Origin of the sequence: Pseudomonas gingeri, assembly GCF_013386165.1 — a bacterium.
Taxonomy (GTDB): Bacteria; Pseudomonadota; Gammaproteobacteria; order Pseudomonadales; family Pseudomonadaceae; genus Aquipseudomonas; species Aquipseudomonas gingeri_C.
This window is the reverse complement of the sequence record NZ_JACAOS010000016.1, coordinates 356376-369530: the sequence shown is the minus strand read 5'-3', so window position 1 is coordinate 369530 and position 13155 is coordinate 356376. Positions and strand designations below refer to the sequence as shown.

Annotated in this window: 10 protein-coding genes; 6 read left to right on the top strand and 4 right to left on the bottom strand. The window is 60.2% G+C overall.

The genetic code is table 11. The features are described from left to right. Window positions 1-4 precede the first annotated feature (4 nt). Window positions 5-196 (top strand): hypothetical protein, encoded by a 192-nt coding sequence (locus HX866_RS18030; protein ID WP_177103537.1) that lies wholly within the window; start codon window positions 5-7, stop codon window positions 194-196. A gap of 163 nt (window positions 197-359) precedes the next feature. Here HX866_RS18030 and HX866_RS18025 read toward each other — a convergent pair whose 3' ends face one another. From HX866_RS18025 to HX866_RS18010, 4 genes are all read right to left on the bottom strand, one after another. Then, window positions 360-1109: a FadR/GntR family transcriptional regulator gene (locus tag HX866_RS18025; protein WP_177099612.1), complete on the bottom strand. Its 750-nt coding sequence runs from the start codon at window positions 1107-1109 to the stop codon at window positions 360-362. Between the two features lie 71 nt (window positions 1110-1180). Further along, window positions 1181-2911: an ABC transporter ATP-binding protein/permease gene (locus tag HX866_RS18020; protein WP_177140185.1), complete on the bottom strand. Its 1731-nt coding sequence runs from the start codon at window positions 2909-2911 to the stop codon at window positions 1181-1183. A 96-nt stretch (window positions 2912-3007) separates the two neighbouring features. Next, window positions 3008-3568, bottom strand: a complete 561-nt coding sequence (locus HX866_RS18015; protein WP_100941240.1) for a response regulator transcription factor — start codon at window positions 3566-3568, stop codon at window positions 3008-3010. Further along, on the bottom strand, window positions 3565-4824 hold the full coding sequence (locus tag HX866_RS18010; protein WP_177096145.1) for an ATP-binding protein: 1260 nt from the start codon (window positions 4822-4824) through the stop codon (window positions 3565-3567). The genes HX866_RS18015 and HX866_RS18010 overlap by 4 nt, the downstream gene beginning before the upstream one ends. Before the next feature lie 253 nt (window positions 4825-5077). On the opposite strand from HX866_RS18010, the gene HX866_RS18005 reads away from it, so the two are divergent. From HX866_RS18005 to HX866_RS17985, 5 genes are all read left to right on the top strand, one after another. Then, window positions 5078-5785 (top strand): SIMPL domain-containing protein, encoded by a 708-nt coding sequence (locus tag HX866_RS18005; RefSeq protein ID WP_177096143.1) that lies wholly within the window; start codon window positions 5078-5080, stop codon window positions 5783-5785. A 340-nt stretch (window positions 5786-6125) separates the two neighbouring features. After that, on the top strand, window positions 6126-7727 hold the full coding sequence (locus HX866_RS18000; RefSeq protein ID WP_177140184.1) for an ABC transporter substrate-binding protein: 1602 nt from the start codon (window positions 6126-6128) through the stop codon (window positions 7725-7727). Window positions 7728-7984: 257 nt separating this feature from the next. After that, complete coding sequence (locus HX866_RS17995) at window positions 7985-9610, top strand: ABC transporter substrate-binding protein (protein WP_177096138.1); 1626 nt, start codon at window positions 7985-7987, stop codon at window positions 9608-9610. A 297-nt stretch (window positions 9611-9907) separates the two neighbouring features. Next, window positions 9908-11506, top strand: coding sequence for an ABC transporter substrate-binding protein (locus HX866_RS17990; protein ID WP_177140183.1), 1599 nt, complete (start codon window positions 9908-9910; stop codon window positions 11504-11506). A 168-nt stretch (window positions 11507-11674) separates the two neighbouring features. After that, window positions 11675-13090, top strand: coding sequence for an OprD family porin (locus tag HX866_RS17985; RefSeq protein ID WP_177103529.1), 1416 nt, complete (start codon window positions 11675-11677; stop codon window positions 13088-13090). Window positions 13091-13155 lie beyond the last annotated feature (65 nt).

Below are 13155 nucleotides of genomic sequence, written 5' to 3'. Positions count from 1 at the left end.
AGTCATGACCTTTACCGTAAAACTCGAACTGGCTTCCGGTCAGTCACTCAAGGATATGCCGCTGGAACTGCTGGCCGATGGCGTGGCGATTGCCCGGGCGACGGCGGATGCGACCGGCAAAGTGGTATTCGCCACTTCGGCGAAAGCGGCAAAGTGGGCCGTACGTGTGGATCGCACGATCCTGAAAAGCGCATAAAGCCCTGCAGGAATGGGCTCACTGTGGCGAGCGGGCTTGCCCGCGCTGGGCCGCGAAGCGGCCCTAAAACCAGTGATCGCGGTGTGTCAGGTAGAGCACGGTGATCGGTTTCACGACTGCTTCGCAGCCGAGCGCGGGCAAGCCCGCTCGCCACAAAGTCATCTTAACCCTTCTGCGCCTCAGCCTCTTCATGGGCCTGGCGCAACCGCTCGCGACTGTTGGTCAAATGCAGGCGCATCGCCGCCCGCGCCGCATCGGAATCCTGGCGGGCTATCGCCTCATAGATTTCTTCGTGCTCACGTCCCAGCCGATTCATATAGTGCTGCTGGTCATCATGGGCCAGTCGCGCCGAATTCAAACGGGTCCGTGGAATGATGCTGGTGCCCAGATGCGTCATGATATCGGTGAAGTAGCGGTTGCCGGTGGACAGGGCAATCTGCAGGTGAAACTGGAAATCCGAAGCCACCGCGTCACTCGCATGGGCCGCGCTTTCATTCAACGCATCCAGCGCCGCACGCATCGCCGCCAACTGCTCGGCGCTGCGCCGCTGCGCCGCCAACCCGGCCGATTCGACTTCCAGACTGATACGCAACTCGAGGATCGCCAGCACATCGCGCAGGGTCACGACCGTTGCCGGATCGATACGAAAACCGCTGGGGCTCGGTGTGTCCAGGACAAAAGTCCCAATGCCATGGCGGGTTTCCACCTGCCCGGCCGCCTGCAGGCGCGAGATCGCCTCGCGGACCACGGTGCGGCTGACGCCATGGGCGTCCATGATCGCCGACTCGGTGGGTAACTTGTCCCCGCGCTTGAGTTGGCCATCGCGGATCTGCTCGGAGAGCACCGTGACCAACTCCTGGGCAAGACTGCGGCGCTTTCGGGTCGGGCGAAGCCCGGCGCTCTGGTTTTCCATATCGAACATCTATCTCGGCTGAACGGCTGAGCGCGCATCATAGCTCAACCGGGTTGTACGATCACCGTTGACTATGCGCTGACCGCCTCATGGGTCACCAGGTGGCCGCGCTCGATACGCAAATGTCGTGGGTGGAATTTGTTCAGGCTGCTGCGATGGCCGACGCTGACAATGCTCAAGCCCGGGATCTGCTCGATCAACGCCAGATAGAGCTCCGCTTCATCCTCCTCGTCCATGGCCGCCGTGGCTTCGTCGAGGAACAACCATTGCGGGGCATAGAGCAGCGCACGGGCAAAGGCCAGGCGCTGTTGCTCACCCGGCGACAACATGCGTTGCCAGTGACTGCTCTCATCCAGTCGTCCGGCCAGGTGCGGCAGACGGCAGGTCTGCAGGACCTCCTGATAGCGCTCATCCGGGTAGGCATCGCCCGGCTGTGGATAACTCATCACCTCGCGCAGGCTGCCAATCGGCAGATAGGGTTTCTGCGGCAGGAACAGCGAGCGCGCAGCCGGTAACCGAATGCTGCCGCCGCCCTGTGGCCAGAGATTGCCCATGGCGCGCAACAGGGTACTTTTGCCACTGCCGGAACGCCCGCTGAGCATCACCCGTTCGCCCGGGGCCACACTCATGCTCGCACCCGCCAGCAGATGCCGACCGTCCGCCAGATCCAGGTTCAGGTTGTTCACCTGCAAGGCTTCACCCTGGCTCTGCACGTCGATAGCCGGAGCCCGGCCTTCATTGTCGAGCATGGCCTGACGGAAACTCAGCAAACGGTCACAGGTTGCTTTCCACACCGCGAGGTTGGAGTAAGCATCGATGAACCAGCTGAAGTTTTCCTGCACATTGCCAAAGGCCGAGTTGATCTGCATCAGCTCACCAAGCTGGATCTTGCCGGCGAAATAGCGCGGCGCCGCCATCATGAAGGGGAAGATGATCGCAATCTGGCTGTAACCGGCGGTGAAGAATGTCAGGCGCTTGGTCACCCGCATCAGCGCCCAGTAGTTGGACCAGACCTTGCCGAAACGGCTGCTCAGGCGCTCCTTCTCATTCGGCTCACCGTTATACAGGGCAATGCTTTCGGCGTTTTCGCGAACCCGTACCAGGGAGAAGCGCATATCGGCTTCAAAGCGTTGTTGTTGGTTATTCAGCGGAATCAAATGGCGGCCGATCATCCGGGTCAACCAGCTACCAACGGCTGCGTAGAGGAAGGCGCACCAGAACATATAGCCGGGAATACTGATGCCGAAGACTTCGATACTCCCCGAGACACCCCAGAGGATGATCGAGAACGACACCAGGCTGACCACCGTGCGAAACAGCCCCAGACCCAGGCTCAGGGTGTCGGCGGTAAAACTGTTGAGGTCTTCGCTCAGACGCTGGTCCGGGTTGTCGGTGTGCCCGCCCGATTCCATCTGGTAGTAGTTCTTGTGCTCAAGCCAACGCTTGAAATGCTGCTCGGTCAGCCAGCGCCGCCAACTGATGGTCAGCATCTGGGTCAGGTACAGCCGATAGACCGCACCGAGAATGGCCACGGTGGCAATCGCGCCGAAATACAGGATCAGGTGCCAGAAGGCATCGCTGTTCTTCTCCTGCAGGGCGTTATAGAAATCCTTGTACCAACTGTTGAGCCAGACCGAAATGCCGACGCTGAACAGCGACAGCCCCGTGACACAGACCAACAGGAACCAGGCCTTGCCCTTCTCTTCGCTACGCCAGTAAGGCGAGGCCAGTTGCCAGACCCTACGAAAGAAATGCCCTTTTACTGCATCGTTGACCGCGGAATATTCAGCGTTCTTAGTCATTCTAAGGCTCGGTTGGCGTAAGAAATTTCACCAACCGATCATAGATGATTCGCACCCGGCATTGGGCGCTTTGCAAAGGATTCGTTCAGCGCCGGTTCAGCGCCGCACCGGCCGTTTCTGCAATTTGCGCTGCAAGGTCCGCCGATGCATGCCCAGGGCCCGGGCGGTGGCGGAGATATTGCCTTCGTGCTCGGTCAGCACGCGCTGGATATGCTCCCATTGCAGGCGATCCACCGACATCGGGTTTTCCGGCACCAGGGTATCGAGGTCGGCGTGCTCGGAGAGCAAGGCCGCCAGCACGTCATCGGCATCCGCCGGCTTGCACAGATAGTTGCAGGCGCCACGCTTGATCGCCTCCACCGCCGTGGCGATGCTCGAATAGCCAGTGAGGATCAGCACGCGCATCTCTGGGTCGAGTTCCAGCAGCTTGGGCAGCAGAACCAGACCGGAATCGCCGTCCATCTTCAGGTCCAGCGCGGCATAGTCCGGCAGGTCCTGCTGGGCCAGGATCAGCCCCTCTTCAGCCGAACCGGCAGTGCTGACGCGAAAACCACGGCGGCTCATGGCGCGCGCCATCACGCGGGTAAAGGTGGCGTCGTCGTCCACCAGCAACAGGTGCGGCAGTTCTTCGCCTTCGACCTGGATCTCGTCACTCATGCTTCGTCTCCTTGGGCAACACGGGGCAGGCGCAGCTCGGTGAGCGTGCCACCTTCCTCATGACTGTAGAGTTTCACCGAGCCGCCAGCGCGGGTCACGCTGGCCTTGCTCAAGAACAGGCCCAGGCCGAAGCCTTTGCCCTTGGTGGTAAAAAACGGTTTGCCGATCTGCTCGGCGATGGCCAGCGGCACACCGGCGCCGTGGTCGCGAATATTGATGGTGAGGTTTTCCTCGTTCCAATCCAGCTGCACTTCGAGGCCTTCGGGACAGGCATCGGCGGCGTTGTTCAGCAGGTTGAGCAAAGCCTGGGTCAGGTCCGGCGGCGGCGCCAGGCGCGGCACATCACCCTGGCCCAGGCGCTGGAAGCGGTAACTGGCTTCCGGGCGCATCAGGTGCCAGCGGTTCAGCGCTTCGTCGAGCCAGACCGTGACGTCCTGCATCTCCACCGCCAGCCGGCGATTGGCCTCGGCGGCGCGGACCAGCTGTTGCAGGGTTTGCTTGCACAGCTTGACCTGATCCTGGAGCACGCTCAGGTCGTCCTGGAGCAACGGGTCGGGATGGTCCTGGCGCATTTCCTTGAGCAGCACACTCATGGTTGCCAGGGGCGTACCCAGTTCATGGGCGGCGCCGGCGGCCTGGGTCGCCACGGCCAGCAATTGCTGGTCACGCAGGCCCTCTTCACGGCGCAGGGCACGCAATTCTTCCTGGCGACGCAGTTCCTCGGCCATCTTCGCGGCGAAGAAAGTGATCACTGCGGCGGCCAGGGCAAAGCTCAGCCACATGCCATAGATCTGCAGTTTTTCCCGGGAGATAGGGAAGGTTTCCAGCGGGTAGAACTGCACCAGCAGCAAGGTGTAGAGCACCAGCGCGACACCGGAAAGGACTACCGAATAACGCCAGGGCAAGGTCACCGCGGCGATGGTCAGGGGTACCAGGTAATAGGAGACGAAAGGGTTGGTCGAACCGCCGGAGAAATACAGCAAGGCGCTGTGGATAAAAAGATCGCAGGCCAGTTGCACGGCGTATTCGAGTTCGGTGACCGGCCAGGTGGTACGCAGGCGCACCACCGTAAAGGCGCAGAGCACCATGGAACAGACCAGGGTCATGCCCAGTTGCAGCCAGGGCAACGGCAGCAGGTCGAACCAGTAGGCGATGCCCACGGAGCCGGCCTGGGCCGCCAGGACCAGAATACGGATAAAGGTCAGGCGCCAGAGGTTCTGGCGAGTCGCGGACAACAATTGAAGGGGGACGAGCATGAGCTCTCCTGATGAGCGCTCCAGGCGGATCGCCACGAGTATAACCAGCCGGGGCACGCACAGGCGAATGTGCGGCAAACAGCCACAGGCGCTCAAGAATCCTGTGGGAGCTGGTTTGCCGGCGATAGCGGCCGCAAGGATATGCATATGTATTGAAGTTGTAACAACGCGAACCAGACAATCCCGACGTAGTCTGATGCCTGCACGCGGGACTGCCCGACACCACCCGCGCACCGAATCCCAAGGAGCTTTTATGCACTTCACGCGCCGCGCCGCCCTTCTCGCCCTCAGCCTCAGCACCCTGGCCAGCCTGCCGGCCCTGGCCGCCGACGAGCCGCACTACAACCAGATTTCCCTGCGCGCCGAAGCCAGCCAGGAAGTGTCCCGCGACCTGATGATCGTGACCCTCTATACCGAGGCGCAGAACAGTGATCCGGCCAAGCTCGCCGCCGACATCACCACCACCCTGAACAAGGCCCTGGGCCAGGCCAAGGCGGTCAAGGACATCAACCTGCGCCAAGGCAGCCGCAACAGCTACCCGATCTATGACAACAAGACCCAGAAGATCACCGGCTGGCGTGAGCGAGCCGAGCTGCGCCTGGAAAGCGCCGACTTCGCCGCACTGTCCAAGCTGACCGGCGAGCTGATGCAGGACCTGAAAATGCAAAGCATGGACTTCGCCATCGCCACCAACACCCGCAAGGCCAGCGAGGACGCGCTGCTCAAGGAGGCCATCGCCGCGTTCAAGGCCCGCGCTCAACTGGCCACCGATGCCCTGGGTGGCAAGGGCTACAAGATCGTCAGCCTGAACCTCAACAGCAACGGTTATCCACAGCCGTTCCCTCGTGGCGCAATGATGATGAAAGCTGCAGCCATGGACTCCGCACCGACCCCGGACGTGGAAGCCGGCAAGGCACAAGTCAGCATGAATGCCGACGGAGTGATCGAGGTCTTGCAGTAACCACAGGCTTGCAGGCTGAACGCAATCCCCTGTAGGAGCCGGCTTGCCGGCGATGACGTCCGCGAGAGTAACGCAAGACTTGCCGGCCCTATCGCTGGCAAGCCAGCTCCCACAAGGTTTTAGGCACACCGATAGTTTGCAGCGAAACACGAATTTGTGGGAGCCGGCTTGCCGGCGATGGCGTCCGCGAGAGCAACGCAAGACTTGCCGGCCCTATCGCTGGCAAGCCAGCTCCTACCAGGGCAACGATGCTTTCCCATTTGCTTGGCACCAAGGCCTCTATAGGGCGTGCTAGAGTCGGAGCCCTCCCCGCTCTACTACGCACCTTCGAGGCCTTTTAATGGAAAAGATTGCCTTCAAACCGCTGCTGCTGGCGGTCACCTTGCTGGCTTGCACACCCTTGGCCCAGGCGGCCTCGACCCTGGTCTACTGTTCCGAAGCCAGCCCCGCCGGCTTCGACCCGAGCCAGTACACCAGCGGCACCGACTTCGACGCCTCGGCCGAAACCGTGTTCAACCGCCTGGCCCAGTTCAAGCGCGGCGGTACCGAGGTCGAACCCGGCCTGGCCACAAGCTGGGATGTTGCCCCGGACGGCCTGAGCTACACCTTCCACCTGCGCTCTGGCGTGAAGTTCCACACCACCGAGGACTTCAAGCCGAGCCGCGACTTCAACGCCGAAGACGTGCTCTTCACCTTCCAGCGCCTGCTCGACGCCAATCACCCGTTCCGCAAGGCCTACCCTTCCGAGTCGCCATATTTCAGCGATATGGACCTCAACACCACGATCAAGAACGTCGAAAAACTCGACGAGCAGACCGTGCGTTTCACCCTGAACCATATCGACGCCGCCTTCGTGCAGAACCTGGCCATGAGCTTCGCCTCGATCCAGTCCGCTGAATACGCCGACAAGCTGCTCAAGGAAGGTCGCGCCGCCGACATCAACCAGAAGCCGGTAGGCACCGGCCCGTTCGTGTTCAAGCGTTACCAGAAGGACTCGCAGATCCGCTACGTGGCCAACAAGGACTACTGGAAACCCGAGGACGTGAAGCTCGATAACCTGATCTTCGCCATCACCCCCGATGCCGCCGCCCGCCTGCAAAAGCTCAAGGCCGGCGAATGCCAGGTCAGCGGCTACCCGCGCCCGGCCGATATCGAGATCATGAAGCAGGACAAGAACCTGGTGGTGCTCCAGCAGCCGGGCTTCAACCTCGGCTTTCTCGCCTATAACGTGACCCACAAGCCCCTGGACCAGCTCAAGGTCCGCCAGGCCCTGGACATGGCCATCGACAAACCGGCGATCATCAAGGCCGTCTACCAGAGCGCCGGCCAACTGGCGCAAAACGCCCTGCCGCCAGGCCAGTGGTCGTATGACCCGACCATCAAGGACGCGCCCTACGACCCAACCAAGGCCCGCGCCCTGCTCAAGGAAGCCGGCGTGGCCGAAGGCACCCCCATCGACCTGTGGGCCATGACCGTGCAGCGGGCCTCCAACCCCAATGCACGGATGTCGGCGCAGATGATCCAGGCCGATTGGGCCAAGGTCGGGATCAAGGCCAATATCGTCAGCTACGAATGGGGCGAGTACATCAAGCGCGCCAAGAACGGCGAGCATGACGTCATGATCTACGGCTGGACCGGCGACAACGGTGACCCGGACAACTGGCTCGGCGTGCTCTATAGCTGCGCTGCGGTCAAGGGCAGCAACTACGCAAAATGGTGCGACCCGGCCTATGATCAACTGATCCAGAAAGCCAAGCTCAGCAGCAACCATGACGAGCGGGTCAAGCTCTACCAACAGGCGCAGAAAATCCTCAAGGAACAGGTGCCGATCACCCCGATCGCCAACTCGACGGTGTTCCAGCCAATGCGCAAGGAAGTGCATGACTTCAAGATCAGCCCATTCGGCCTGACGCCCTTCTACGGCGTGAGCCTGGGCCAGTAACCCGACGCCCCAACCGGGTGCGCCAGACGCCCCGGTTGCCCACCTAAAGTGCGTCCCGCGCACCTGAAAACACCCTCGAAAACTGTCAAATGCGTCAGAATTTACACATATGCGACATTCGTGTACGTTCGTGCCACTCTTTGAGGCTTCGCACGTATCTGCATCTTGCAATGGGTATGGGGCCTGCATAAGTATCCGCAGGTCGACTCACGAGGTCGTCCTCAAAACCAAAAATGACAACAAATCATGAGGCCACCATGCTTAAAAAAGCAGTCATTCCGTTTTTAGTCGGCGCAGGCCTGTTGGCCAGCGCACCGTTTGCCGTTGCCGCGACTAACCTGGTGTTCTGCTCCGAAGGGAGCCCGGCTGGTTTCGATCCAGGCCTGTACACCGCCGGAACCGACTTCGATGCCTCCGCGGAAACCGTCTTCAACCGTCTCAGCCAGTTTGAACGTGGCGGCACCGCCGTGATTCCTGGCCTGGCGACCAGCTGGGACGTTACCCCGGACGGCCTGACCTACACCTTCCACCTGCGTGAAGGCGTCAAGTTCCATACCACCGACTACTTCAAGCCGACGCGTAATTTCAACGCCGATGACGTGCTGTTCACCTTCAACCGCATGCTCGACAAGGACATGCCGTTCCGTAAGGCCTACCCGACCGAATTCCCGTACTTCACCGACATGGGCATGGACGGCAACATCACCAAGGTGGAAAAACTCGACGACAAGACCGTCAAGTTCACCCTGAAAACCGTAGACGCCGCGTTCATCCAGGACTTGGCGATGAGCTTCGCCTCCATCCAGTCCGCCGAGTACGCCGACAAGCTGCTCAAGGAAGGCAAAGCCAGCGACATCAACCAGAAGCCGATCGGCACTGGCCCGTTCGTGTTCAAGAGCTACCAGAAAGACTCCAACATCCGCTACACCGGGAACAAGGACTACTGGAAGCCTGAGGACGTCAAAGTCGACAACCTGATCTTCGCTATCACCACCGACCCATCGGTACGTGCGCAGAAGCTCAAGAAAGGCGAATGCCAAATCACCGCCTACCCGCGTCCGGCCGACATCGCCCCGCTCAAGGCCGACACCAGCCTGAAGATGCCTGAACAGGCCGGCTTCAACCTGGGCTACATCGCCTACAACGTGATGCCGGTCCTCAAGGACCAGACCGCCGCCAACCCATTGGCTGACCTGCGCGTTCGTCAAGCGCTGGACATGTCGGTGAACAAGAAGCAGATCATCGAATCGGTTTACCAGGGCGCCGGCCAACTGGCCGTCAATGCCATGCCACCGACCCAATGGTCCTACGACACCACGATCAAAGACGCCAAGTACGATCCGGAAAAGGCCAAGGAACTGCTCAAGGAAGCCGGCGTCAAGCCAGGCACCGAGATCACCCTGTGGGCCATGCCGGTCCAGCGTCCGTACAACCCGAACGCCAAGCTGATGGCTGAAATGCTCCAGTCCGACTGGAAGAACATCGGCCTCAACGTCAAGATCGTCAGCTACGAGTGGGGTGAATACCTCAAGCGTGCCAAGGGTGGCGAGCAGCAAGCCATGCTGATTGGCTGGAGCGGTGACAATGGGGACCCGGACAACTGGCTAGGCGTGCTGTTCGGCTGTGATGCGGTCAACGGCAACAACTTCTCGAAGTTCTGCTACAAACCCTTCGAGGACCTGATCAAAGAAGCCAAGTCGACCGCCGACCAGGCCAAACGCACCGAGCTGTACAAGCAGGCGCAACACATCCTCAAAGACCAAGTCCCCTATACACCTATCGCACACTCGACGGTGTACCAACCCATGAGCGTCAAAGTGCAGGACTTCAAGATCAGCCCGTTTGGCTTGAACTCCTTCTACGGCGTCAGCGTCAGCAAGTGAGGTTGCGCGAAGACAGCGTCCTAGGACGTTGTCTTCGCCTCCCCGCCAGAATTGCAGGAATTGTCCGGAATCCGTCGGCGCTAACACGCAAACGGATGACCGCTGCACAGAGTTTTCCTACAGCTCTCTAAGGCTCTACGCATTTACCGCATCGACTTGGCCTCGTAACGTCAAGACTTCGCTGATAGGCGTTCAAGAGCGGCTTTGCTGCATTCACTGACTTGATCGGCGATAGTTCCCGTGTCCCCAACACGGCCATTGCTCGCCGATGACAATAACAAAAGGATTGGGACCGTCATGCGCCAGACCTTCACATTATCCGCATGGGTGGGAGCTGCCCTGTGGGCGGGCTCACCTTTCGCCCAGGCTGCCGGCAGCCTGGTGTTCTGCTCCGAGGGCAGCCCGGCCGGGTTCGACACCGCGCAGTACACCACCGCCACCGACAACGACGCCGCCGAGCCGATCTACAACCGGCTGGTGGAGTTCGTCAAAGGCGAGACCAGCGTCGCACCGGCCCTGGCCGAAAGCTGGGATATTTCAGCGGATGGCCTGGTGTATACCTTCCACCTGCGCAGTGGTGTGAAGTTTCACACGACCGCGTACTTCACGCCGGCCCGCGACTTCAACGCCGACGACGTGGTGTTCACCTTCAATCGGATGCTCAATCCCGCGCAGCCGTTTCGCAAGGCCTACCCCACCGAGTTTCCGTACTTCAACGGGATGAGCCTGAACAAGAATATCGCCAAGGTCGAAAAGACCGGGCCGTTGACCGTGGTCATGACCCTCAATTCGGTCGATGCCGCGTTCATCCAGAATATCGCCATGAGCTTCGCCGCGATTCTCTCCGCCGAATACGCCGACCAGTTGCTCGCGGCCGGCAAACCGAGCGAGATCAACCAGAAGCCCATCGGCACCGGGCCGTACGTGTTCCAGCGCTATCAGAAAGACGCGCAGATCCGCTACGTCGCCAACAAGCAGTACTGGGACCCGGACAAGGTCCAGCTCGACCAGCTGATTTTCGCCATCAACACCGACCCCTCGGTACGGGTGCAGAAACTCAAGCGCGGCGAATGCCAGATCACCCTGCACCCACGCCCCGCCGATGTCGACGGATTGAAGAAAGACCCCAAGCTGCAGGTTATCCAGAAACCCGGCTTCAACCTCGGCTACATCGCCTATAACGTGCAACACAAACCCTTTGACCAGCTCCAGGTCCGCCAGGCGCTGGACATGGCGGTGAACAAGGCGAGCATTCTCAACGTGGTCTACCAGGGTGCCGGACAACTGGCGGTCAACGCCATGCCGCCGAGCCAATGGTCCTACGACGAGAGCATCAAGGACGCACCCTACAACCCGGAAAAGGCCCGGCAACTGCTCAAGGCCGCCGGCGTCAAGGAAGGCACCGAGATCACCCTCTGGGCCATGCCGGTGCAACGCCCCTACAACCCCAACGCCAAGCTGATGGCCGAAATGCTCCAGGCCGACTGGGCGAAGATCGGCCTGAAGGTGAAGATCGTCAGTTATGAATGGGGCGAGTACATCAAGCGCACCAAGAATGGCGAGCACGACATCAGCCTGATCGGTTGGACCGGAGACAACGGTGACCCGGACAACTGGCTCGGCACCCTCTACAGCTGCGATGCGATTGGCGGCAACAACTACTCCATGTGGTGCAACCCGCAATACGACAAGTTGATCAAACAAGCCAAGCTCGTCACCGACCGTGAACAACGGGTGACGCTCTACCAACAGGCCCAGCAGTTGCTCAAGCAACAGGTGCCGATTACCCCCATCGCCCATTCAACGGTCAGTCAGCCGTTGAGCGTCAAAGTCGAAGGTTTCAAGGTCAGTCCGTTTGGCCGGAATACGTTCTCGGGCGTCAGTATCGAACAATAAAACCGTGACCCGTGCTCTGGGGGCGAATTTCGCCCCTGAGTAACTTGCAGCCGAAATTCGGCTAAACCCTGCCAAGCAAACGATTGCGCAAGCAAATTAAGTGTCCACCAAAAAAGCCGGATCAGATTAGAAGGCCGGTATTAAAAAAAGAAAACAAGGAGCTTTATCTTGAATCTCTCACAAAAAGCGTTGTTAGCCTTAGCCATCAGCAGTGCCACCGTGACGGCCCATGCTGACCCCCAGAGCCAGGATTTCGTACCGACGAGCCTGAGTTCGACCAATGCCCAGGAACAGACCAAGGGCTTTTTCGAAGAGCAGAGCTTGAGCGGTCTGACCCGCAACTGGTACGCCAATGAACGACAAATGCGCGGTGGCCAGTTCAAGTACAACGACAACGGTGTATTGCAGAATACCAACCGTCGTATCAACTGGTTGCAAGGCACCATCGTCAAGTACAACTCCGGCTTCACCGAGGGTACTGTCGGGGTCAGCACTGAAGTCGCGCTGTATAACGTCGTCGCTCTTGAGCGCGACACCGAACGCCTGGCTTCCGCCAACGGCGGCGCACCGATTCCAGGTGTCGGCGGCCTCGGCAACAACCGCACCCTGACCAAAGACGGCGGCGACGCACAAGGCCAGTGGAGCAAACTCGGCCTGGCCAACGTCAAGTTCCGGGTCTCGAACACCACGGTGACCGCCGGTCGGCAGAGCTACAGCACGCCGATCGTCGACGTGATGCCCAACCGCGTACTGCCCTCGAGCTTCGAAGGCGTGAGCCTCCATAGCGAAGAGTTCAACAACCTGTCGTTCGACGCCGCCACCTTTGACCGGGTGTCGCCAAGGACGGAAGAGAGCCTGTCGAAATTCCGCTCCGAGTACACCAACATCGATGTCGAGACCGATCACGTCAACATGGCGGGCCTCAACTATCAGCCATTCAAAAGCCTGAAAACCAGCCTGTACGTGTCCAACGTCGAAGACTTCTGGAACCAGTACTACTTCGGTGCCACCCACGAACTGGGCGATAGCTCGGTCCTGGGCCTGACCACCGGCCTGAACTACTACAAGACCCTCGACACCGGCAAAAAGAAGATGGGGGAAATCAACAACGACGCCTACTCGCTGTCGTTCGGCCTGACCCACCTGGCCCACAGCCTGACCTTCTCCTACCAGGAAATCGACGGTAACGAGTACTTCGACTACCTGCACGAAACCAACGGTATCTACCTGGCCAACTCCCTGCTGTCGGACTTCAACGGCCCGAACGAGAAGTCCTTCCAGGTCGCCTATGGCCTGAACATGGCCGAGTACGGTGTGCCCGGCCTGAAGTTCAATATCTACCAGGCCCGCGGCTGGGGCATCGACGGTACCCACTACACGGGCACCGCCTACGACGTGCGCAACATGCATGACGAGAAGCACTACGAGTACGGCATCGGCGCTACCTATGTCATCCAGAGCGGCCCGCTCAAGGCCGCCTCGGTCCGCGCCAACTACACCGAGCACCGTGCGACGGCCAACCAGGGTGACGGCAACATCACCGAGTTCCGCCTGGTCACCACCATTCCATTCAACATTCTCTGACACCTGACAGCCCTGGGGCCGATTCGACGAATCGGTCCCAGCGTCTAATCTGGCTCAATCGATCA